This window comes from Sphingomonas sp. PP-CC-1A-547, assembly GCF_003610375.1.
Lineage (GTDB): Bacteria > Pseudomonadota > Alphaproteobacteria > Sphingomonadales > Sphingomonadaceae > Sphingomonas.
In genome coordinates this window covers 117,192-139,031 of sequence record NZ_RAPZ01000011.1, presented here as the reverse complement: position 1 = coordinate 139,031, position 21,840 = coordinate 117,192, and the positions used below count along the sequence as shown (strand labels likewise).

Here is a 21,840-nt window from a genome sequence, read left to right as displayed (position 1 = left end):
CTGCGTGTCAGTCCGGGAGACGCCGATGCTGGTCACGCTGTTGTCGATACTGATCGAAGACCCGCTGATGGCAACCGCGAAGGCTCGCATGGCGGCGGAGCAACCTTGTATCCAGAGCGCCGACGAGACCGACATCACCGTCTGCGGATTGCGAACCGCCGACCGTTTTCGCGTTCCATTAGTGGTACATGATGCCGGCGACCCAAAGCACGAAAGCATCCGCAACGAACGTACTCGCCTGCTCAATCGCACCTCGCCGCTCGCCGATCTCAGCCCATTTCAGGTCGGCGGCGGGATGGCGGGTGTCACCATGACCGTCGGCGGTGAAGGCGGCACGTCGTTCCGCAAGCCCGCGCCGTAAGGACCTGACCATGCTCGCCATAATCCTGTCTGCGCTGCTCCAGGCGTCCGCCACCACCGCTGCGCCTGCGGCACCGCCAGTGCCGGAGCGCTTTTCGATCCTCGTCGACCCCTGCGCAACGCAGACGAAGGACGGAAACGAGGTCGTCGTCTGCGGCAAATCCGCGACGACCACCCCACGCCTGCCGATGCGCGACGATCGCGGCCCGTCCGATCACGCCGTCGCCTCCAACCCCAACCTGAGCGCCGTCCGTGCACTGGAATTGTCGGATACACCGTGTGCGGCGCGGCAGGGAGGATGCCAGGTCGGCTTCGGCCCGCCAATCGCCCCAATCGCCAAGGCCGCGGTCGGACTGATCAAAAGCGCCCTCGCGAAGAAACCCGACAAGCGCGGCCGCGTGCCGATCGATCTCGATGGCCCCGTTGGCACGGTCAACTAGGCGGATGACGCGGCAAAGTAAGGTAGCGCGGCGCCGCACTTCCGCACGATCGCTCTTCACTTGTTTCCCCGCGAAGGCGGGGACCCAGTCTGGGCTCCCGCCTTCGCGGGAGAACAAGGGGGAGGTAGCTTTGCTGTCCACCACCCCGGCGAAGGCCGGGGCCCAATTGAGGGACGGCGCTAACGAAGCACGCGTATCGTTACTGCGACCTTTCCAATTGGGCCCCGGCCTTCGCCGGGGTGGTGGTGTTCGAGGACTGGCAGACCCTCAATCCAGAATATGCATCCACATCGGCTGCCCCACGAGGCTCTGCGACCCCCGTAGCTTCTCCAGCGCCTGCGCGATCGAGCGTTCCGGGCTCTCGTGCGTCACGATCGCGACGAGAACGCTGCCGTCCGCAATCGCCCCGCGCTGGATCAAGCTCTCGATCGAGACACCCGCGTCGCGCATCGCCGCCGCGATCTCCGCAAGTACCCCGACTCGATCCGCCACGGTGAAGCGCAGATACGCACGCCCCCGCCGCTCGCCGCTGTCCGCCTTGGGTGCCGCCGTCAGCGAGACGACCGGCATCGCGAACGGCGGGCCGAACTCGCCGCGCGCGATGTCGATCAGGTCCGCCACTACCGCACTAGCGGTCGGACCATCGCCCGCACCCGCACCCTGGAACAACAGGCGACCGACGAAATTGCCTTCCGCCACGACAGCGTTGAGCGATCCGGTGACGTGCGCCAGCGGATGATCGATCGGCACCAGATGCGGATGGACACGCTGGAACAGTCCGTCCGCGCCCGCTTCCGCCAGCCCGAGCAGTCGCACCCGATACCCCAGCGCCGCCGCCTCGGCGATATCGGCGCCGAGCAGATGCCGGATGCCACTGATCGCGACGTCGTCGAACGCCGGCTGCGTCCCGAACGCGACCGCCGCCAGGATCGACAGCTTGTGCGCCGCATCGACGCCGTCGATGTCGAAACTCGGATCGGATTCCGCAAACCCCAGCGCCTGCGCCTCGGCGAGAACCTCGGCGAAATCGCGACCTTCCGATTCCATCTTCGAGAGGATGAAATTGCAGGTGCCGTTGAGGATCCCGTAAACACGCGCGATCTCGTTCGCCGCGGCGCCTTCACGCAGGCCTTTGATGACCGGTATGCCGCCCGCGACCGCGGCCTCGAACTTCAGCGCGACGCCTGCCCCTTCGGCTGCCTGCGCGAGTTCGAGCCCGTGGTGCGCGATCATCGCCTTGTTCGCGGTGACGAAACTCCGCCCCGCCCCCAGTGTGCTCCGCGCGAGCGTCAGCGCTGGTCCGTCGGATCCCCCAATCAGTTCGACCACGACGTCCGCCCCCGGCTGTTTCGCCAATGCGGTCGTATCGTCGACCCACGCGAACCGCGACAGATCGACGCCGCGATCCTTGCCGCGATCACGCGCGGAAACCGCGACGATCTCAATCTCGCGACCTGCCCGCCGTGCAATCAACTCGCGGTTCGCATTCAGCAATCGGATCACACCGCCGCCGACGGTTCCCAGCCCCGCAAGGGCCACGCGCAATGGTTCGCTCATTTTCGTCCTCCACTCGCGCGTCCGGTTACGTTTCGGCGGGCGTTTGCGCAATCCTGATGACGCACGCGCGCGGCGCCCCTATCTGGGCGCTATGTCCGGCCGCTTCGATCACCTCCCCAACCGTCGCGCGATCATCGATCGCCGCGCCGTCGCCGAAACCATCGCCGCGCTGGAGGGTGTCGACCCCACCGCGCTACGCCGCGAAGCGACCACGCTTCTGAAGGCCGCGCTGGAGAAAGGCCGGGTAGAAGTCGAACGTCGTCTCGTCGAACACCCATCGCGCGGGTTGGAAGCATCGAGTGCGCAGGCATACCTGATCGACGCGCTGCTCCGCATCCTGTTCGATTTCACGACACAGCGGCTCTACCCCCTGCCCAATCCCACCTCGGGCGAGCGCCTCACGCTTATCGCGGTCGGCGGCTATGGCCGCGCGGAAATGGCGCCGCATTCGGACGTCGACATCGGCTTCCTGACCCCCGGCAAGCAGACGCCCTGGGCCGAGCGCGTGATCGAATCAATGCTCTACGCGCTATGGGATCTCGGACTGAAGCTCGGCCAGTCCAGCCGCTCGCTCGACGAAATGGTCCGCCAGGCCAAGAGTGACGTCACCGTCCGCACCGCGTTGCTCGAGGCACGCTACGTCTGCGGCGACACCGACCTGTACGAGCAGGCATCGCACCGCTTCAAGACGGAAGTCCAGGCCGACACCGCACGCACCTTCATCGCAGACAAGCTCGCCGAACGCGACGCACGACATCGGAAGATGGGCGACACGCGCTACGTCGTCGAACCCAACGTCAAGGAAGGCAAGGGCGGCCTGCGCGATCTCCACGCGCTCTTCTGGATCGGCAAATACATCTACGACGTCCAGCGCGCCGCCGAACTGGTCGAGGTCGGGCTGTTCACCAAGGCCGAATATCGGCTGTTCCACCGCGCCGACAATTTCTTCCAGGCGGTGCGCTGCCACCTGCACAGCATCACCGGCCGCGCCGAGGATCGGCTGACCTTCGACCTGCAACGCGAGATCGCCGACCGAATGCGGTTCTCCGACCGACCCGGCAAGTCGAAGGTCGAGCGGTTCATGCAGTTCTATTTCCTGCAGGCGAAGACTGTCGGCACGCTCAGTGGCGTCTTCCTCGCGCATCTCGACGAGAAATTCGCGGCGCGGGGACGGCGTTTCGGCCTGCCGACGATCCGTCGCTCACCGCGCAAGCTCAACGGCTTCGTGCTCGATCGCGGGCGGCTCGCATTGCCGAGCGACGACTTCTTCCGAGCCGATCCCGAACGGCTGATCGAGATCTTCCAGCTCGCCGACAAGCACGGCGTCGAGATCCACCCGCTCGCGATGCGCGCCGCCGCGCGGGATGCCAAGCTGGTCGACGACGTCCGCAACAGCCCGACGGCGAACGCGCTGTTCCTCGACGTGCTGACCTCGCCCCGCGATCCAGAACTCGTGCTCCGCTGGATGAACGAGGCTGGGGTGTTCGGCCGGTTCGTACCCGATTTCGCGCGCGTCGTCGCGCAGATGCAGTTCGACATGTATCATCACTACACCGTCGACGAGCACACCATCCGCGCCATCGGTCTGCTCGCGCGGATCGAGAACGGCACGCTAAAGGAGGACCACCCGCTCGCCAGTGCGATCTTCGAGCAGATCGTGTCGCGGCGCGCGCTGTACGTTGCGGTCTTGCTGCACGACATCGCCAAGGGCCGCGGCGGCGATCATTCGATCCTCGGGGCGGAGGTGGCGCAGCGCCTGTGCCCACGCTTCGGCCTGACGCCTGCCGAGACCGAGACCGTCGCATGGCTGGTGCGCTGGCATCTGCTGATGTCGGCGACCGCGTTCAAGCGCGACCTCAGCGACTTCAAGACGATCCTCGATTTCTGCGACGTTGTGCAGAGCCCGGAGCGCCTCCGCCTACTGCTCACGCTGACGATCGTCGACATCCGCGCCGTCGGGCCGGGCGTGTGGAACGGCTGGAAACGCCAGTTGCTCGGCGACCTCTACGAATCGGCGGAGGAAGTGCTACGACTCGGTCACAAGCAGAAAGGCCGTGCCGAACGCATCGCGGCCAAGCAGGCGCATCTTCGCGAGGAACTCGGCTGGAGCGAGGAGATCTTCGCAACGCTCGTCCACCGCCTGCCCGAAGCCTATTGGATCGCCGAACCCGAGGACGTACTCGCACACAACGCGCGCTTCCTCGCCAATACCGGCGACGCGCAGCTTGCGATCGATGCACACGTCTATCCAGGGCGCGGTGCGACGCTGGTGACGATCTATGCGGCCGATCATCCAGGGCTGTTCTACCGCATTGCCGGCGCGATCCATGTTGCCGGCGGCAACATCATCGATGCGCGGATCCACACCACCCGTGACGGAATGGCGATCGATAATTTCCTCGTCCAGGACCCATTCGGGCGGCCGTTCGACGAGTCCGGCCAACTCTCACGACTGAAGACCGCGATCGAAGATGCACTCGCAAACCGCGGCAAGCTCGCCGATCGGCTGGTAGCCAAGCCCCTGCCCCGCACGCGTGCCGAGGCGTTCGACATCGTGCCGAATGCGCTGGTCGACAACAAGGCGTCGAACCGGTTCACCGTGGTCGAGGTCAATGCGCGCGATCGGCCGGCATTGCTCAACCAGCTCGCCAACGCGCTGTTCCAGTCGAAAGTGACGATCCACTCCGCGCACGTCGCGACCTATGGCGAGCGGGCCGTGGATACCTTCTACGTCACCGACCTGACCGGCGATCGGATCACCCAGCCCGCGCGGTTGAGGACGCTGGAGCGACGCCTGCTGGCGGCGGCGGCAGGCGAAGAGATCGATCTGGCCGCTTAGCGCCTCGGTGTTCTCCCGCGAAAGCGGGAGCCCAGGGTAAAGGAACGGGGCGCTTGGAATCCTGGACTCCGGCGTTCGCAGGAGAACAAGGAGTGTTCAGGGGGATTTCCCGATCACAGACTCGAGCACGAAAAAGCCGGCCCGCAGCGAACTGCGGGCCGGCTTTTCATTCAATCACCCGATCAGAAGCGCGAGCGCAGCGTCAGGCCGTAGGTGCGTGGCTCGGCGAGGAATGCCGAGTAGAGCGCGTTGCCGGTGCCACCATAGGCTGCGACGTTGGCCGAAGACCCGGCACCCTGGAACGGCGTGTTGAACGCGACCTGGATGTAGTTCTTGTTGAACACATTCTGTGCCCAGAACTCGAGTGCCCAAGCCTGGTCCTTGCCGCGCAGGCCAACGCGGGCATTCACCACGGCGAAGCCGTCCTGCTTCTTCTCCGGCGCCAGATCGGAACCGGTATTATAGTCCGACGACAGGCGGCTATCGACATAGATCAGCCCCGACATACCGTTCGAGCCGAGATCCGGCGTCCAGGCGAACGACGTCGTGACGACGTTCTTGGGGGCGTTCGACAACTGGCTGCCCGGCAGCAGGAAGAGTGCGCGGTCGAGCGGCTCGCCGGTGGTCGAGCTGCCGATCAGGTTCTTGCGGAAATGGGTATCCGCGTAGGTATAGCCTGCCGTGAACGTGACCTGCTTGATCGGCGACATCGTCGCTTCCAGCTCAACGCCCTGCGAGATCACGCCCGGCTTCTTCGAACGGTTGGTCGGGCACCCTCCGGTCTGCGCACCAGTGACCGGATTGAACCCGTTGTCGCTATCGAGGCCGCCCAGGCTGTCCTTGCACGCTTCGATGTTCTGCACGACGAAGATCGAGCCGTTGAAGGTGTTGAGCTGGAAGTCGGTGAACTCCTCGCGGAACGCGGCGACATTGAACGTGAAGCCGCGCGTGTTGAACTTCGCCCCGAGCTCGTAATTGTTCACCTTCTCGGCGTTGAAGCGCAGGCCCGGTGCGTCGGCATTGGTCCGCGGCGTCAGCACGCCGTTTACCCCGCCCAGATCCGAGCGGTCGAGGTTGTAGCCGCCCGCCTTGTAGCCCTTGGCGAACGACGCGTAGGTCAGCAGCTTGGTGAACGGCTTCCACGACAGGACCGCCGTGCCGGTGAACTCGCCATCGCCGAAGCTGTCGTTGAGGTTCAGCGCGTTCAACGCCGGGCTGGAGTTGCCGGTGCAGGTCAAGGTCACGATGCCCTGCGCGAACGCCGTGGCGCCGCTCTGCGACTGCGTGAGGGGCGCGAGTGCCGCCTGCTGGATCGGGCAGACCGTGTTGTTGTTGTTGAACTTCGCGTTGAACTTCTTCGTTTCGTGCGTGTAGCGAAGACCGCCGGTCAGCGACAACGTGTCGGTCAGATGCAGGATGTTGTGCGTGAAGAACGCGTAGTTCTCGCTCTTCTGGCGGTAGATCGAGCCGGAGTCGCCGACGTTGTTGACCCCGCCACCGAGACCGACCCCACCGGTCAGGCGGTCGAGCGCCGACGTGATCAGGCCGCCAGCTGGGCCAAAGGCGCCGGCGATCGTCGCGCGTCCGGCCGCGCTCATGCAGCCTGGATTGTTCTGGTTCTGCAGCACGGCATTCGGGCTGACCGTCGCGACGAGGCGGCAGGCCGCGAACTGCCCGTATTGCGCGCCGAAGACGACGTTATCGACCAGCTTGAGCTTCTCGTTCGAGTAGAAGCCGCCGACCAGCCAGTCGAGCTTGTCGTTGAACAGCGAACCCTGGAGGCGGGCTTCCTGTGTGAAGGTCTTGAACTGGCGGTAGGCATTGCCGTCCGCCGCACGGTGCGTGAGATCGACATTGGTATAATCGACATCGCCCGCATTGCCCGACTTGTACTGGCGATACGCAGTGATCGACGTCAACGTCGCGCCACCGAGATCCCAGTCGGCCTGCAGCGAGCCGCCGTAATCCTTGGTCGTATTCCGGAAGGTCTGGCCGGGCGTGATCGCGACGTCGCGGCTGAACGGATCAGGCGTGTTGCCGGCCAGCGGGAACACCGCACCTTGGCGACGCAGGATGTCGACGATGCGGTTCGTCGTGTTGTTCGTGACCGCGCCATCGGTGTTGACGGTGGCGAAGAACGGCGCGACGCCGGCTGCGTTCGGGGTGGGATCGGTCGTCTCGACCTGGTTGTAATAGACCGCGCCGCAGCAGCTTTCCTTGCGGTGCGAATAGTCGCCGATCAAGCGGAAGCTCAAGGTATCGGTCGGCTTGAACAGCAACTGGCCGCGGACGAAATACCGATCGCGGTCGTTGACCCGGCTCTCGCTGCCGTTGGCCGCGGTGACGTTCTTGTAGAAGCCGTTGCGATTCACGTAGACGCCGTCAACCCGGAAGGCGAGCGTGTCGGCGATCAACGGGCCGGTGATGCCGCCCGCAAGGCGCTTCTGGTCGTAATTGCCATAGGTCGCCTCGGCGTTGCCATGCCAGTCGAACTCGGGCGACCGTGTAATGATGTTGATCAACCCCGCCGAAGCATTACGCCCGAACAATGTGCCCTGCGGTCCGCGAAGAACTTCAACCCGGTCGATCTCGCCCAGTTCGTTGAGACCGACGCCGGTGCGGCTGCGATAGACACCGTCGATAAAGACCGCGACCGAGCTTTCGAGGCCGGGATTGTCGCCGACCGTACCGATTCCGCGAATACGCGCGGACGCGTTCGATTCGTTACCGGTCGAAGAGATCAGCAACGACGGCGCAAGCTGGTTGAGCGAGCGGATGTCGCTGCCGCCCGAATTCTGCAGTGCTTCCTGACCGACTGCCGAAACCGCGATTGGCACGTTCGACAGACGCTCGGAACGGCGCGTCGCAGTGATGACGATGTCGCTGGCGTTACCCTGAATCCCGGCGTTGGCGCTCGCCGCCCGCGTGGTGTCGGCGTCCGTTGCAGCGTTGGTCTGGCCGGCAACCGATGCGTTGGCGGTACCCTGCGAGGGCGACGCCTGCGCTTCGACGGTGGACGTCGCCTGTTGCGCGAATGCCGGCGTGACGATGGCCGCAGTCGCGACGGCGGACAACAGATATGCGGTCATACGCATCGGCATTCTCTCCCTGACGTGTTCGAATGTTTTCGAACTTATGGTTTGGCCGTTAGGTAGAGATATTCCACCCTTCACGTCTAGTGATTTCCGCATACGGAAGTCTATTTTTGAACATTGTGTCTCCAAACCGCCACATAGTGACAGGCACCAAACCCTAGTTTCAAATCGCAACTGTTTCAGGAAGGGACAGCCCAAAGATGGCTCTAGTGATTTCGATGTCGGTCGCGTCTCGCCGGCAACGCAGGCAAGATCGTTTCCACGGCGATGGCCCGCAGGGGTGGGAGAAGTCGCCGCAATGACACCCCATCCGCCGCCATCCTGCATTCGCAAATTTGGAGAGCAGGCCCTGTCGAGATGGCCTGCTCCAAGCCTCTAGCCACTCCGCCGATACCCATGTCGATGCCGGCTTGCCAAGCTGCTGGATCGTGAGAGACGGCGGACTTGCATGCGTGAGGGCGCGCCGCAAACATGCCATACGCAAAAAAAAAGGCCGGCCGATCCCTCGGGACCGACCAGCCTTCAAACTCACAAAATAGCAGCCTTAGGCTACTCGGCCGTTACTTCGGTGCGAGCACCATCAGCATCTGGCGGCCTTCCATGCGGGGATACGCCTCGATCTTGGCGATCTCCGCAACGTCGTCTTGAACGCGCTTCAACAGGTTCATGCCGAGCTGGCCGTGGCTAAGCTCGCGACCGCGGAAACGCAGCGTGATCTTGACCTTGTCGCCCTCGCCGATGAAGTCGTTCACCTTCTTCATCTTCGTGTCGTAGTCATGGTCGTCGATGTTCGGACGCATCTTGATCTCCTTGATCTCCTGCGTCTTCTGCGACTTGCGTGCGAGGTTCGCCTTCTTCTGCGCCTCGTACTTGAACTTGCCGACATCGAGGAACTTGGCGACGGGCGGATCGGCGTTAGGCGACACTTCGACCAGGTCGAGGCCATGCTCGGCTGCCTGCTCGATCGCTTCGCGCGTGTACATCACGCCCAGATTCTCGCCCTCGTGATCGATCACGCGGACCTTCTGGCTCTGGATGAATTCGTTGAATCGCGGGCCGTTCATTGCGGGCGTCTGCATCGGCCGGCGCATCGTGGGAGGACGTATGGGGTTTGCTCCTGAAGTTTCTGACAATATTTGGGCCGGCGTATAGCGCAGAAACCCGCGCTCGGAAAGCCGGCCCCGTTGGATCACATATCGGGTGCGCGAGCCTCGTCCGCAAGACGCGCGATCGCTTCGTCGAGCGTCAGGATGGTCTGCGCCTGGCTGCCAAGCGTGCGCAGCGCGACCTTGCCCTCCTCGGCCTCGCGCTTGCCGACGACCAGCAGGTTCGGCACCTTCGCCAGGCTGTGCTCGCGCACCTTGTAATTGATCTTCTCGTTGCGCAGATCGGTTTCGACGCGGATCCCCGCCGCCTTCAGCTTGGCCGCAACCTCCAGCGCATAGTCGTCGGCATCCGAGACGATCGTCGCGACGACCGACTGCACCGGCGCCAGCCAGAGCGGGAAGCGGCCGGCATGATGCTCGATCAGGATGCCGATGAAGCGCTCGAACGTGCCGAGGATCGCGCGGTGCAGCATCACCGGGCGATGCCGCTCGCCGTCGGCACCAACATAGGACGCGTCTAGGCGCTCGGGCAGCACGCGGTCCGACTGGATCGTGCCGACCTGCCACGTCCGGCCGATCGCGTCGGTCAGGTGGAATTCGAGCTTCGGCGCATAGAACGCGCCCTCACCCGGCAGTTCCTCGAAGTTCGCCTTGATCGTGTCGCTCAGGCCCGACTGCATCACCGCCTCGCGCAGTTCCGCCTCGGCCTTGTCCCACATCGAATCTTCGCCGAACCGCTTCTCGGGGCGCAGCGCGAGCTTCACCGCATAGTCTTCGAAGCCCAGGTCCTTGTAGACGCTGTTGAGCAGCTCGCAGAACTTGCGCACTTCCTCGACCAGCTGGTCTTCGCGGACGAAGATGTGCGCGTCGTCCTGCGTGAACTGGCGGACGCGCATGATGCCGTGCAGCGCGCCGTGCGGCTCGTTGCGGTGGCAGCAGCCGAACTCGGCCATCCGGATCGGCAGGTCTCGGTACGACTTGATCCCCTGCTTGAAGATCAGGACGTGCGCCGGGCAGTTCATCGGCTTGAGCGCCATCAGCTCGCCCTTGCCGGACAGGACTGCGCCCTCATCCTCGCCGTTCGGGATCTCGTCGGGGACGACGAACATGTTCTCGCGGTACTTGCCCCAGTGGCCCGACTGCTCCCACTGCTTGGCGTCCATCAGCTGCGGGGTCTTGACCTCGGCATAGTCGGCAGCGTCGAGGCGACGGCGCATATACGCCTCCAGCTGGCGCCAGAGCACGAAACCGTTAGGGTGCCAGAACACCGACCCCTGCGCCTCGGACTGGAGGTGGAACAAGTCCATCTCCGCGCCGATCTTGCGGTGATCGCGCTTGGCGGCTTCTTCGAGGCGGAAGAGATGCTGGTCGAGCTGCTTCTTGTTGAGCCAGCCGGTGCCGTAGATGCGTGACAGCATCGCGTTCTTCTGGTCGCCGCGCCAATACGCGCCCGACACGCGCGTCAGCTTGAACGCGGCGGGGTCGAGCTTGCCGGTCGACGCCATGTGCGGCCCGCGGCACATGTCGAGCCACTCGCCCTGGCGGTAGATCGTCAGCTCCTCGCCCTCGGGCAATTCGGCGGCCCATTCGGCTTTGAAGCTCTCGCCCTGCTGCGTCCAGCGGTCGATCAATTGCTGGCGCGACCAGACCTCGCGCAGGAACGGCTCGTTCCGGGCGATGATCGCGCGCATCTCGGCTTCGATCGCGGGCAAGTCCTCGTCGGTGAACGGGCGGTCCTTCGGCGCGAAGTCGTAATAGAAGCCGTCGTCGGTTGCAGGACCGAAAGTGATCTGCGTGCCAGGGAAGAGGTGCTGGACCGCTTCGGCCATGACGTGCGCGAGATCGTGGCGAACGAGTTCGAGCGCATCGGCCTCGTCGCGCGCGGTCACCAGCGCGAGTGCGGTGTCGCCCTCGAACGGCCGGTTGAGATCGCGCACCTGCCCGTCGATGCGCGCGGCGAGCGCGGCCTTAGCGAGACCGGGGCCGATCGCGGCGGCGACGTCCGCGGGGGTAGTCCCGGGCGCAACCTCGCGGACGGAACCGTCGGGCAGCGTGATTCGGAACATGGCGGACATGGAGGACTTTCTGGTGTTGGAAGAGCCGCGGCTTATGCAGTCGCACACCCTATATAGGCAAGCCGGCGTCGAACGTCACGCCACCCCGAACGGGACGACATGGTTTGCCTGCGTGTGGCCGACCTCGGCGCGACCGAGATACGGCACGCCCATGTCGCGGCTCCACCGCACCATCATGTAATCGAGCGTCTCGCCCCAGGGTGGATCGTTCTCCTGGACCGCGGTCACGGCGCCGAGGCGCAGGCCGGCGATGCCCTTCAACTGCGTGGCGTTGGCGACTTTGAACAGCATGCGGTCGATCGCGTACATCGGTTCGGACACCTCTTCGACGATCAGGACGTGGTCGGTCAGGTCGGGCAGCCACGGCGTACCGATCAGCGAGGTGAGGATGCTGAGGTTGAAGGCGGCCGACGGTTGCCCGTTCAGTCCCGGCTCCAGCCCGGCCCGATCGCCGCGCACCATCCAGTCGAGCGATCGCGCGACCGTCGCCTCGCCGTCGTGGCGGTTGATGTCGCTGACCATCGGGCCGTGCACAGGCCTGCCAATCCGCCGGGCGTAGAGTGCGCCGAGCAGGAAGCCGACGTCGGAATAGCCGAGATAGGTCTTGTGGCGAGCGGCGCGGCCGAGTTCGGACATGACCATCGCCAGGATGCGATTGGAGCCATAGCCTCCGCGGAGGAACCAGATCGCGTCGAATGTGGGATCGTTGGCATATTCGAGGAATGCCGCCGCCCGTCGAAAGTCGGAACCGGCGAAGTGGCCGTCGGTCTCCAGGCATTGCGGGTGGAAGACGAGTTCGACCTCCGGGAACGCGGTGGCGGCGTAGGCGGTGATCTTGGGGATCGCCGCGGGATTGGCCCGGCTCGACGCGGCGAGGACACCGATGCGCATTGTTCGTGTTCCCGACCTTGCCCCGTTTCCAAACCGCCCATATCGCGGGCCGATGGATATCAGCAAACCCTGTTTCTTCGTCGGCATCGGCGGCAGCGGCATGATGCCGCTCGCGATGATCCTCGCGGGCCGCGGCGCGACCGTCGCGGGCTCGGACCGCAACCTCGACCAGGGCCGCGTGCCGGCGAAGTTCGACGACCTCGCGGCGAAGGGCGTTGCGCTGTTCCCGCAGGACGGCAGCGGGATCGTCTCGGCCGACCAGCTCGTCATCGCTTCCGCGGCGATCGAGGCGACCGTGCCCGACATGATCGCGGCGGATGCGCTCGGCTGCACCCGCTCGACCCGTGCGGCGATGCTGGCCTCATTGTTCAACGACAGCCGGTTGCCGATCGGTGTCGCGGGCACGAGCGGCAAGTCGACCGTCACCGGGATGATCGGGTGGATCCTTCACGCCGTCGGGCGCGATCCGACGGTGATGAACGGCGCGGTGATGAAGAACTTCGCCACGCCTGACGCCCCGTTCGCCAGCGCGCTCGTCGGAGAGGGCGAGGCTTTCGTCAGCGAGGTCGACGAGAGCGACGGGTCGATCGCCGGCTATGCGCCGAAGATCGCGGTGCTGAACAACGTTAGCCTCGACCACAAGTCGCTGGAGGAACTGCGACTGCTGTTCGGGGACTTCGTCGCCAAGGCCGAGACGGCGGTGGTGAACGCGAACGATCCCGATGCGGCGGCACTCGCCTCGCGGCTACCGCGCGGTCAGATCACCACCTTTGCGATCGATGCGTCGGCCGATCTTCGTGCCGAGAATTTGAAGCCGGAGCCATTCGCTATCCGCTTCGACATCGTCTCGCGTGGCGTTCGGACGCCGGTGAAGCTCGCCGTGCCTGGGCGGCATAACGTGTCGAATGCGCTGGCCGCGATCGGAGCGGCGATGGCGGCCGACGTGTCGTTGGCCGATGCGGTGAAGGCGATTGCTGGGTTCACCGGTCTGCGTCGTCGCTTCGACCTCGTGGGAGAGGCTGGCGGGATCGCGGTGATCGACGATTTCGGGCACAACCCAGACAAGATCGCCGCCACGCTCGACACGCTCCATGCGTTTCCGGGGCGGCTGCTCCTGTTCTTCCAGCCGCATGGCTATGGACCGTTGAAGGTGATGGGGCGCGAGCTGGTGGCTACGTTCGTCGAACGGATGGCGGAGGACGACGTGCTCGTCCTGCCCGACCCCGCCTATTACGGCGGCACCGTCGCGCGGGAGGTCACCAGCGCGGACATCGTCGGGCAGATCGTCGAGGGTGGTCGCGATGCGCGGCACATCGCCGACCGCGCCGAGGCTGCCGCGGCGTTGGTCGCCGAGGCACGGCCGGGCGACCGGATCGTGGTGATGGGCGCGCGGGACGACACGCTGAGCGTGCTGGCGGCGGGGATGGTCGACGCGCTCGCCACCTGATACAAAGCAAGCAGGAGACCGCCCATGTTCCGCCGCCTGTTCCTCGACCACCCCGCCACCGTCGGGGAGAGCTATGTCGAGCATTTCGGCGTCGCCGGGCGCTTTGGCATGACGATGATCAAGGGCGGTCTGGGCGCTCTGGTCCATGCGTTCGTGCCGGCGCTGTGCAAGACGCGCGGGAGCGAGACGGTCGCCGAGCTGCACCGCCAGATGGTGCTGAAGCGCGGCGCGGTCGCGGCCGATCAGACGCAGATGAAGACGGTCGAATTCATTATTTGACGATCTTTCGGAAGCCCGCCGGCTTCCAAAGGTCAGGATAAAGTCACACCAGGACGCGTTCGCCCGCGTCTGGCAACGATGCCTCATGACAAGCCAGCCTCTCTTAGTGTAAAGTTCGGTTGACACCTTTAGGCCTAGGTGACAAGTTCCCTTTACTGATTCGAAAGGGTGCTTTCCATGGCTAACAGTGCAGCGGTTCGGCGATACAGCCAACGGGTCATGGTGTTGATGTTCCTGTATGCGGCGAGCCTGATGGCGGTCGTCTTCAGCTTCAGCCGGCATCTTTTGACGGGTCCCCCGGCCTATGCGGCGGCGATCCTGCCCGCCCTGCCGATCATCGGCATATTCGTTGCGATTGGCCGCTACCTGATCGAGGAAACCGACGAATATCTCCGTATGCTGATGATCCGGCAGTCGTTGATTGCCAGTGGTTTCATGCTCAGCATCGTCACTGCCTGGGGGTTTCTCGAAGGGTTCGGCCTCGTCCCGCACATCGTTTCCTATTACGCTGCGGTGCTCTGGTTCGCGGGCATGTGGGTCGGCTTTGGGTATAATATCGTGGTGACGCGGCGCTCGGCATGAAGAACCGCCTCAAGGTGTTGCGCGCCGAGCGGGACTGGAGCCAGGGCGACCTCGCCGACCGTCTCGACGTGTCGCGGCAGAGCGTCAACGCGATCGAGACGGGGCGCTATGATCCGTCGCTGCCGCTCGCGTTCAAGATCGCCGAACTGTTCGACCTCAGCATCGAAGACATTTTCACTAGCCCGTCGAAGGAGTCGTGACATGATTTCGCAGTTCAAAGCTCGTCTTGCCGCTACCGCCGTAACGCTGATGATCGTCCTGAATCCCGCGGCGAGCCACGCGCAGGCTGCGACCAATGCCGCGCTGAAGGTCGATGCGGCCGAGACGCAGATGCAACATATATCGGTGCAGGCCATCGGCAAGGGGACGCCCGTGATCCTCGTTCCAGGGTTGTCGTCGCCGCGCGCCGTCTGGTCAGGCGTCGTCCCTGCTCTCGCAAAGTCGCACCGGGTGTTTGTCGTGCAGGTCAACGGCTTTGGCGGCGACGATCCGCGCGCGAACCTGTCGCCCGGCATTCTCGACGGGATCGTCGGCGACCTGCACACGCTCATTGCCCAGTCGAAGCTCGGCAAGCCGGCGATCGTCGGGCATTCGATGGGCGGGCTGGTCGCGCTGATGCTGGCGAAGGCGCATCCGGAGGACGTCGGCAAGCTGATGATCGTCGATTCGCTGCCGTATATCGGCGAGATCTTCGCACCCGGCGCGACGGTGGCGGCGCTCGAACCGCAGGCCAGCGCGATGCGCGCCGGGATGGCCGCGGCGTACGGGAAGCCGGCGAACCCCGCGGCGAACGCGGCGCTTGCCGCGCGCATGGCGCTGAAGCCCGCGTCGCGCGCGGCGGTTGCCGACTGGGCGGCGAACGCGGATGCGCGCGTCTCGGCGCAGGCGATGTACGAGGACCTGACCACCGACCTGCGTCCCGACATCGCGTCCATCGCGGTGCCGATCACGCTAGTCTATCCGTGGAACGCGGTGGGGCCGACCAAGCCCGCGGCCGACGCGCTCTATCGGAAGGCTTACGCCACGGCGCCACACGTAACCTTCGTCGATATCGGCGATGCGGCGCATTTCGTGATGCTCGATCAGCCTGCCGCGTTCCAGGCTGCACTCGACGCCTTTCTCCGGCGCTGAGGGGCGGCTAAGGTGTCGGCATGACCGATACCGCCACGCCGCCTGCACCGACGCCGCCCGCCAAGGAGCGCCCTCGCCTCGCCTATCACCATACACCGGGAACAGGCCCGACGATCGTGTTCCTGTCCGGCTACGCTTCCGACATGATGGGGACCAAGGCCGTGACGCTGGAGGCGTGGGCGAAGTCCGAGGGGCGCGCGTTCCTGCGGTTCGACTATGGTGGCTGTGGGCAGAGCGAAGGCGCGTTCGAGGCCCAGACGCTGGTCGACTGGCGCGACGACGTGCTGGCGATGATCGATGCGCTGGTGGAGGATTCGGCGATCCTCGTCGGATCGTCGATGGGCGGGTGGCTGATGCTGCTGGCGGCGAAGATGCGGCCCGATCTGGTCAAGGGTCTGGTCGGGATCGCGCCGGCGCCCGACTTCACCGACTGGGGCTTTACCACCGACGAGAAGATGGCACTGCTTAGCAACGGGCGGATCGAGCGCAAGAACCCCTATGGCCCCGAGCCGACGGTCTATACGCGTCCCTTCTGGTCGTCGGGCGAGGCCAACCGGCTGATGTTCGGCGAGATCGCGTTCGACGGCCCGGTCCGGCTGGTACAAGGGCAGCGCGATCCGGACGTGCCGTGGCATCGTACCGCGCGCCTTGCCGAGCTGTTGCGTTCAGCCGACGTGCAGACATGGCTGGTCAAGGACGGTGACCACCGCCTGTCGCGTGACAGCGACATCTCCCTCATCATCCGGGCGGTGGAGGATGTGATCGCCGCCTTATGATACTGATAGTGTTGCTTGCCGCTGCGCAGGCCGCCGCCCCCAGTCCAGCCGCCGCTCCTGCTGCCGGCCCCGTCGATGCGCAGAGCGGTCGGTTCGCTCGCTGTGCTGCCCTGGCGCAGAGCGACCCCGCCGGCGCACGGGCCGCGGCGGGGCGCTGGCGAATCAGCGGGGGACGGTATTTCGCGCGGCAATGCGCCGGGCTCGCCTTCGCCGCCGAAAAGAATTGGCCGTCGGCGGCGGCCGAATTCGAGGAAGCGGCGCGGGAGGCACAGATCGCGAAGGACACGCGAGCAGCCAATTATTGGGCACAGGCGGGCAATGCATGGCTCGCCTCGGGGCAGCCCGCCAAGGCGCGTGTCGCACTCGATTCCGCGCTTACCGCGGGGTCGCTGACCGGACTGCCGCTCGGTGAAGCGCAACTGGATCATGCGCGCGCGCTGGTCGCGGCGGGCGAGCTTGATGCGGCGCGGAGCGATCTCGATCTTGCGCTGACGACCGCCGGCGCCGACCCGCTCGCGTGGCTGTTGTCGGCGACGCTAGCCCGTCGGATGAGCAACATTCCGCGCGCCAAAGCAGATATCGCACAGGCCTTGAAGCGCTCGGCCGACGATGCGTCGGTTCAGTTGGAAGCGGGGAACATCGCGGCGTCGGCTGGCGACGAAGCGGCTGCGCGGGAGGCATGGGGAACGGCTGCGAAATTGTCGCCGACGACCGATGTCGGACGCAACGCGGTCATGGCGCTCAAGCAGTTCGACGCTGCGAAATAATCTGGACTGTTGGGCCAGTCACTCGGGACCGGCCCGGCATTCTGATCAGCGGCGGACCATCGTGCTGCGTGCGATCTTACTCACCAGACCGGGCAGACCGGGATAGCTCGCCTTGTGATACGGCGAGAGCGCGTCGAGTTCGGCGGTGATCCGCCGGTGAGCCTCGCCCAGTGCGTGGTAGGGTAGACCCGGCAACAGGTGATGCAGCGCGTGGTAGCGCAGACCCACAGGTGCCCAGAGCGCGGGCAGCAACGCCGGCGGCGGGACGTTGACCGTGTCGAGATACTGCGCGGTCACCGTCATCGGCTCGCCGTCATTCTCCCACAGATGCGCAACCAGCGTACGGACCTGGTTGAGTACCGCGAACGCCGATGCGACCGCGAAGATCGTGACGAACGCACGCAGGGGCAAAACGCCGGTCACGGTGATCGCGATCAGCGTGATTGCCCACAGGCTCGCGGCAATCTCGAGTCGATCCCAATATACCTTCGCCTCGCCTTCGGGGGCGCGACGGCGGAACTGCGGGTTGATCGCAAGGGCCGAATAGCGCTCGACGATCATCGTCCGCAGCTTGGGCGACAGCAGCGAGATCGGCGACAGGATCGCGAACCGGATCAGCAGCGCGAGCGGCGCCAGCGCCGATACGACGATGAACAGCGGCAGCGTCCACGGCTTCATGAGCGCGAGCGGCAAATATTCGGGATCCTCGACCGTGCCGTACCGCGTCTTGGCGTGGTGGAGGTTGTGGACGCCCTCGTACATGAAGGACGGGGTCAACAGCGGAATGCCGACCAGTACGTTCCAGCCGAGCCGGAAGTTCGGCACGGAGGCGTGCTTCATGTGGCTGACTTCATGGATGAAGCTCAAACCGCGGTATAGGCCCAGCATTGCCACGATGCCGGCAACGATCACCACCGGCGTCGCCGTCGAGGTGGCCGCCACTGCCAGTGCACCGTAGCCGACCACCATCGACGCGATCAGGTCGGCCCAGTAGATCGCCGGACGCGGCTTCACCAGATCGCGCGTCAGGTCTGCGGCTGCACGCAGCATCGCCTTGTCGTCGGCAACGCGCTCGATCCCTCCGACACGGGGCGAACCCGCGGGAGTGGAAGCTGGAGCGGCCGTGCCGCGAGCGAGGCTGAGCGATGTGTCCATGGGCATATCCATTGCCCGAAGATAGTGGCGGTACCGTGGCATTTACAGGCCGCGCCGATGCCGCCGTGCCGGAGGAAACCCGATCACTCTGACAGGGTCTTGCGATGACGCACGTGTCACTCGCCTTTATTCGCTTCGCTGGGTAGACACGCGCAACTGCGTATTTGGGAACACGACATGGCCAACCTCATCATTCGACCGGTCGAGACCAAGAAGGACCGCAAGATCTTCATCGATCTGCCGTTTCGTCTCTATGCCGACGACCCAAATTGGGTACCGCCTTTGAAGTCGGAAGCGCTCGGACTGATCACGCCCGAGAAGAACGGCTGGTTCAGCCATGCCAAGGCGCAGTTGTTTCTTGCAGAAGAGGACGGCCGCGTCGTGGGGCGGATCTCGGCGCATATCGATACGCTCGCGCTGACGATGCCCGCCGAGCAGGGGTTCGGGCCCGGCGTCGGCCAATGGGGCTTGATGGAAGCGGAGCGGCAGGACGTGTTCCAGGCGCTGCTGGAGCGCGCCGAAGCATGGCTGCGCGAGCAGGGCATGACGCGCGCGCTCGGGCCGATCAGCATGTCGATCTGGGAGGAGCCCGGCCTACTGATCGACGGTTACGATCATCCGCCGACGATCATGATGGGGCACGCCAAGCGCGAATATCGCGGCTGGATCGAATGGGCGCAGTACCGTCCGATAAAGCAGCTGATGACCTATGAGGTCGACGTCACCAAGCAGTTCCCGCCGATCGTCCAGCGCATCATCAAGTCGGGTGAGAAGAACCCGCGGATCAGCGTGCGCAACGTCGACAAGACGAAGTTCGAGGAGGAGGCAGCAATCATCCTGTCGATCCTCAACGACGCGTGGCGCGACAATTGGGGATTCGTGCCTTTGACCCCGCCGGAGATCAAGGACGTGGGCGTGAAGCTGAAGCCGATCGTGTTCAACGACCTGATCCGGATTGCCGAACTCGACGGCAAGCCGGTCGCGTTCATGATTACGTTGCCGGACCTCAATGAGGCGATCAAGCCGCTGAACGGGAACCTGCTGCCGTTCGGTTGGGCAAAGCTGTTGTGGTGGTTGCGCAAACCCAAAGTGCGGACGGTGCGCGTGCCGTTGATGGGGGTGGTGAAGGAACTGCAGGCGTCGCGCATGGCGAGCCAGCTGGCCTTCATGATGATCGAATATATCCGTCGTGCTTCGGTCGAGAATTACGGGGCGCAGCGCGCGGAGATCGGCTGGATCTTGGACGACAACCAAGGGATGCGGTCGATCGCCGAGACGATCGAGAGCCGGGTAAACAAGGTGTACCAGGTGTACGAGCGGGTGCTTTAGGGCGAGGCGGCGACATTCTTCCACCGAAGAACAGCGTGTTTCCCCGCGAAGGCGGGGATCCAGACTGGGCTCCCGCCTTCGCGGGATAACAAGAAGGCTGAAACCGACGGTTGTTGCTGCCCCTACTCCCGTTTCCTATTGCCGAACGGAAGCTTGAGGGTGACCGCAGCCCCCTGCCCGCTTGCGCCGGGTAGCTGCGTTCGGATCGCGTGAACATTCCCCTTGCCACCACCCGGCAGCCGGAACGACAGCGGGTCACCCCGCGGAGGCTGGACCGGTTCGGGAAGCGTCGCCAGCCTTTGGTCGGTTGGAAGGGCGCAGACGACGATCTCGCCATCGGGGTCCGTCTGGACGGGACACGGCATCGTCGGCCGAACAGGCCGCTTGCGAAATTCGGGTGGAAGCGGCGGCCCGGCTACCGCTTGAAGCAGGAGCAGGCCGGCCAGCATCTAGAAGCGCCGGGAAATGCCGGCGTACACCCGCGCATCGGGGGTGTTCGCGTTCAACCCCGCCGCACCGAATAGGTCGAACTGGAGATTGTCGTTCGCCATCCATGCGAGCGACAGCGCCGCGACCGCCTGCGTCTCATGCTCCTGCGGATCGTCGTCGCGGAGCGCCTGCATCTCGCCGGTCAGCGTGAAGGCCTTGTCTAGTTTCACCGCTAGGCCAGCGGTCGAACTGTACGCGAGATGCCGGCCATTGCCGTCCTGATCGACCGCCCCATCGATCTCCGGTGTGAAGTCGAGCGAGACCGTGTCGGAGATCTCGTAGGTCACGGGAACCAGGAACCCTGCGCCCCAATCACCGGCACCGATCGGCGAGCGGCCAACCGGCAGTGTTACGAACGGCAGCACCGATACCGACAAGCCGGCGCCGTCGGGATTATGGAGGTTCGCCTTCATCCCGAGCGACACGTCGCCGACACCGTTCACCGTATCGATGCCGGTCGAATCACGCATCCGGTCGTGCCCGAACGGCGTCCAGCCGATCCGCGCCTCGATCGAGTCGCTCACGCCGACGCGAACCAGCGTGTCGCCGAACAGAATATTATCCTCGCGCGAGCCGGGCTGATCGTCGCGCGTCCAGTCCGCGATCGACGTCTCGACCGAAATTTTCCCGGGCGCGATCGTGCAGGCGGGCGTGTCGATGCCAGGACGATCGGGGCAATATTCGCGGTCCTGCGCCATCGCCGCGCCGGACAGGCTCGCCAACGCGATACCGATCAGTAGCTGTTTCATCGCAGGCGGACCCAAGTCGGCGCATGATCGCTCGCTTTTTCGCGGCCGCGATAGGCCTTGTCGACGCCGGCATCGATCATTCGGTCGGCTGCCTGAGGACTGAGCAGCAGATGGTCGATACGGAACCCGGCGTCGCGCTGCCAGGCGCCGGCCTGGTAATCCCAGAACGTCCAGACGCCACCCTTGGGGAATTGCGTCCGGAGCGCGTCGGTCCAGCCCTGTGCGACGAGCGCGCGGTAATGCTCGCGGCTTTCCGGTTGCATGAGCGCGTCGTCCTGCATCGCGCGGACGGAGAAGGTGTCGTCGTCATTGGCGATGACGTTGTAGTCGCCCGCAAGGATGGCTGGCTTTTCCTCCGCAAGCAGGACGCGCGCACGGGCGGCGAGGCGGTCCATCCAGCGGAGCTTGTAGTCGAACTTCGGACCAGGCTGCGGGTTGCCGTTGGGCAAGTAAAGCGCGGCGACGATCAGGCCGTCGATCTCCGCCTCGATGTAGCGGCTATGCTCGTCCTCTGGTTCGCCTTCGAGACCGCGCTGGCGGACGACGGGCGTGCCGCTCTTCGCGAGGATCGCGACGCCGTTCCAGGCCTTCTGGCCGTGCCAGACTGCCCCGTATCCGGCGGCCTCGATGTCGGCGATCGGGAAGGTATCGTCGCTCGACTTCAGTTCCTGAAGGCAGACGATGTCGGGCTGGTCTTCGGTGAGATATTCGATCAGCCGCGGCAACCGCGCCTTGATGCCATTGACGTTGTACGTGACGATTTTCATGGGAAC

The 21,840-nt window shown here is 64.9% G+C and carries 19 protein-coding genes; 11 read left to right on the top strand and 8 right to left on the bottom strand.

The window, feature by feature from the left end:
• Nucleotides 1-25 precede the first annotated feature (25 nt).
• Nucleotides 26-361 (top strand): hypothetical protein, encoded by a 336-nt coding sequence (locus C8J39_RS06880; RefSeq protein WP_120299862.1) that lies wholly within the window; start codon nt 26-28, stop codon nt 359-361.
• Nucleotides 362-371: 10 nt separating this feature from the next.
• Complete coding sequence (locus C8J39_RS06875) at nt 372-800, top strand: hypothetical protein (RefSeq protein ID WP_120299861.1); 429 nt, start codon at nt 372-374, stop codon at nt 798-800.
• Nucleotides 801-1,067: 267 nt separating this feature from the next.
• Here C8J39_RS06875 and C8J39_RS06870 read toward each other — a convergent pair whose 3' ends face one another.
• The gene (locus C8J39_RS06870; protein WP_120299860.1) at nt 1,068-2,357 is read right to left on the bottom strand and encodes a homoserine dehydrogenase; all 1,290 of its coding nucleotides are present in this window, start codon (nt 2,355-2,357) and stop codon (nt 1,068-1,070) included.
• Between the two features lie 91 nt (nt 2,358-2,448).
• On the opposite strand from C8J39_RS06870, the gene C8J39_RS06865 reads away from it, so the two are divergent.
• Nucleotides 2,449-5,196: a [protein-PII] uridylyltransferase gene (locus C8J39_RS06865; RefSeq protein WP_120299859.1), complete on the top strand. Its 2,748-nt coding sequence runs from the start codon at nt 2,449-2,451 to the stop codon at nt 5,194-5,196.
• 182 nt (nt 5,197-5,378) lie between these two features.
• Here the strand turns inward: C8J39_RS06865 and C8J39_RS06860 are convergent, their stop codons facing one another.
• From C8J39_RS06860 to C8J39_RS06845, 4 genes are all read right to left on the bottom strand, one after another.
• Nucleotides 5,379-8,291, bottom strand: coding sequence for a TonB-dependent receptor (locus C8J39_RS06860; RefSeq protein ID WP_120300444.1), 2,913 nt, complete (start codon nt 8,289-8,291; stop codon nt 5,379-5,381).
• Between the two features lie 560 nt (nt 8,292-8,851).
• A complete protein-coding gene (infC, locus tag C8J39_RS06855; RefSeq protein ID WP_031396176.1) occupies nt 8,852-9,382 on the bottom strand; it encodes a translation initiation factor IF-3 in 531 nt (176 codons plus the stop codon).
• A 98-nt stretch (nt 9,383-9,480) separates the two neighbouring features.
• The gene (gene thrS, locus C8J39_RS06850) at nt 9,481-11,472 is read right to left on the bottom strand and encodes a threonine--tRNA ligase (protein ID WP_120299858.1); all 1,992 of its coding nucleotides are present in this window, start codon (nt 11,470-11,472) and stop codon (nt 9,481-9,483) included.
• A gap of 75 nt (nt 11,473-11,547) precedes the next feature.
• A complete protein-coding gene (locus C8J39_RS06845) occupies nt 11,548-12,363 on the bottom strand; it encodes an LD-carboxypeptidase (RefSeq protein ID WP_120299857.1) in 816 nt (271 codons plus the stop codon).
• A 52-nt stretch (nt 12,364-12,415) separates the two neighbouring features.
• Between C8J39_RS06845 and murC the strand changes: the two genes are divergently transcribed.
• From murC to C8J39_RS06810, 7 genes are all read left to right on the top strand, one after another.
• Nucleotides 12,416-13,810, top strand: coding sequence for a UDP-N-acetylmuramate--L-alanine ligase (gene murC, locus C8J39_RS06840; RefSeq protein ID WP_120299856.1), 1,395 nt, complete (start codon nt 12,416-12,418; stop codon nt 13,808-13,810).
• A gap of 24 nt (nt 13,811-13,834) precedes the next feature.
• Nucleotides 13,835-14,089: a DUF6356 family protein gene (locus tag C8J39_RS06835; RefSeq protein WP_120299855.1), complete on the top strand. Its 255-nt coding sequence runs from the start codon at nt 13,835-13,837 to the stop codon at nt 14,087-14,089.
• Nucleotides 14,090-14,266: 177 nt separating this feature from the next.
• A complete protein-coding gene (locus C8J39_RS06830; protein WP_120299854.1) occupies nt 14,267-14,671 on the top strand; it encodes a hypothetical protein in 405 nt (134 codons plus the stop codon).
• The gene (locus tag C8J39_RS06825; RefSeq protein ID WP_120299853.1) at nt 14,668-14,871 is read left to right on the top strand and encodes a helix-turn-helix transcriptional regulator; all 204 of its coding nucleotides are present in this window, start codon (nt 14,668-14,670) and stop codon (nt 14,869-14,871) included. The genes C8J39_RS06830 and C8J39_RS06825 overlap by 4 nt, the downstream gene beginning before the upstream one ends.
• A gap of 1 nt (nt 14,872) precedes the next feature.
• Complete coding sequence (locus C8J39_RS06820; RefSeq protein WP_120299852.1) at nt 14,873-15,802, top strand: alpha/beta fold hydrolase; 930 nt, start codon at nt 14,873-14,875, stop codon at nt 15,800-15,802.
• Nucleotides 15,803-15,822: 20 nt separating this feature from the next.
• Complete coding sequence (locus C8J39_RS06815) at nt 15,823-16,578, top strand: alpha/beta fold hydrolase (protein ID WP_120299851.1); 756 nt, start codon at nt 15,823-15,825, stop codon at nt 16,576-16,578.
• Nucleotides 16,575-17,345 (top strand): hypothetical protein, encoded by a 771-nt coding sequence (locus C8J39_RS06810; RefSeq protein ID WP_120299850.1) that lies wholly within the window; start codon nt 16,575-16,577, stop codon nt 17,343-17,345. The genes C8J39_RS06815 and C8J39_RS06810 overlap by 4 nt, the downstream gene beginning before the upstream one ends.
• Before the next feature lie 45 nt (nt 17,346-17,390).
• Here C8J39_RS06810 and C8J39_RS06805 read toward each other — a convergent pair whose 3' ends face one another.
• On the bottom strand, nt 17,391-18,500 hold the full coding sequence (locus C8J39_RS06805) for a fatty acid desaturase (protein WP_120299849.1): 1,110 nt from the start codon (nt 18,498-18,500) through the stop codon (nt 17,391-17,393).
• A 177-nt stretch (nt 18,501-18,677) separates the two neighbouring features.
• Between C8J39_RS06805 and C8J39_RS06800 the strand changes: the two genes are divergently transcribed.
• Nucleotides 18,678-19,829, top strand: coding sequence for a GNAT family N-acetyltransferase (locus tag C8J39_RS06800; RefSeq protein WP_120299848.1), 1,152 nt, complete (start codon nt 18,678-18,680; stop codon nt 19,827-19,829).
• A 449-nt stretch (nt 19,830-20,278) separates the two neighbouring features.
• On the opposite strand, the gene C8J39_RS06790 is transcribed toward C8J39_RS06800, so the two are convergent.
• Both C8J39_RS06790 and xth read right to left on the bottom strand, forming a co-directional pair.
• On the bottom strand, nt 20,279-21,067 hold the full coding sequence (locus tag C8J39_RS06790) for a transporter (RefSeq protein ID WP_120300443.1): 789 nt from the start codon (nt 21,065-21,067) through the stop codon (nt 20,279-20,281).
• On the bottom strand, nt 21,064-21,834 hold the full coding sequence (gene xth / locus C8J39_RS06785; RefSeq protein WP_056057510.1) for an exodeoxyribonuclease III: 771 nt from the start codon (nt 21,832-21,834) through the stop codon (nt 21,064-21,066). Before xth ends, C8J39_RS06790 begins: the two co-directional genes overlap by 4 nt.
• Nucleotides 21,835-21,840: the final 6 nt, after the last annotated feature.

Coding starts and splice junctions, on each gene's coding strand:
- C8J39_RS06805 (WP_120299849.1), bottom strand. CDS start 18,500: ATGGACACATCGCTCAGCCTCGCTCGCGGCACGGCCGCTCCAGCTTCC.
- C8J39_RS06800 (WP_120299848.1), top strand. CDS start 18,678: ATGGCCAACCTCATCATTCGACCGGTCGAGACCAAGAAGGACCGCAAG.
- xth (WP_056057510.1), bottom strand. CDS start 21,834: ATGAAAATCGTCACGTACAACGTCAATGGCATCAAGGCGCGGTTGCCG.
- C8J39_RS06865 (WP_120299859.1), top strand. CDS start 2,449: ATGTCCGGCCGCTTCGATCACCTCCCCAACCGTCGCGCGATCATCGAT.
- C8J39_RS06815 (WP_120299851.1), top strand. CDS start 15,823: ATGACCGATACCGCCACGCCGCCTGCACCGACGCCGCCCGCCAAGGAG.
- C8J39_RS06860 (WP_120300444.1), bottom strand. CDS start 8,291: ATGCGTATGACCGCATATCTGTTGTCCGCCGTCGCGACTGCGGCCATC.
- infC (WP_031396176.1), bottom strand. CDS start 9,382: ATGCGCCGGCCGATGCAGACGCCCGCAATGAACGGCCCGCGATTCAAC.
- C8J39_RS06830 (WP_120299854.1), top strand. CDS start 14,267: ATGGCTAACAGTGCAGCGGTTCGGCGATACAGCCAACGGGTCATGGTG.
- C8J39_RS06845 (WP_120299857.1), bottom strand. CDS start 12,363: ATGCGCATCGGTGTCCTCGCCGCGTCGAGCCGGGCCAATCCCGCGGCG.
- C8J39_RS06875 (WP_120299861.1), top strand. CDS start 372: ATGCTCGCCATAATCCTGTCTGCGCTGCTCCAGGCGTCCGCCACCACC.
- C8J39_RS06880 (WP_120299862.1), top strand. CDS start 26: ATGCTGGTCACGCTGTTGTCGATACTGATCGAAGACCCGCTGATGGCA.
- C8J39_RS06820 (WP_120299852.1), top strand. CDS start 14,873: ATGATTTCGCAGTTCAAAGCTCGTCTTGCCGCTACCGCCGTAACGCTG.
- C8J39_RS06870 (WP_120299860.1), bottom strand. CDS start 2,357: ATGAGCGAACCATTGCGCGTGGCCCTTGCGGGGCTGGGAACCGTCGGC.
- C8J39_RS06810 (WP_120299850.1), top strand. CDS start 16,575: ATGATACTGATAGTGTTGCTTGCCGCTGCGCAGGCCGCCGCCCCCAGT.
- thrS (WP_120299858.1), bottom strand. CDS start 11,472: ATGTCCGCCATGTTCCGAATCACGCTGCCCGACGGTTCCGTCCGCGAG.
- murC (WP_120299856.1), top strand. CDS start 12,416: ATGGATATCAGCAAACCCTGTTTCTTCGTCGGCATCGGCGGCAGCGGC.
- C8J39_RS06790 (WP_120300443.1), bottom strand. CDS start 21,067: ATGAAACAGCTACTGATCGGTATCGCGTTGGCGAGCCTGTCCGGCGCG.
- C8J39_RS06825 (WP_120299853.1), top strand. CDS start 14,668: ATGAAGAACCGCCTCAAGGTGTTGCGCGCCGAGCGGGACTGGAGCCAG.
- C8J39_RS06835 (WP_120299855.1), top strand. CDS start 13,835: ATGTTCCGCCGCCTGTTCCTCGACCACCCCGCCACCGTCGGGGAGAGC.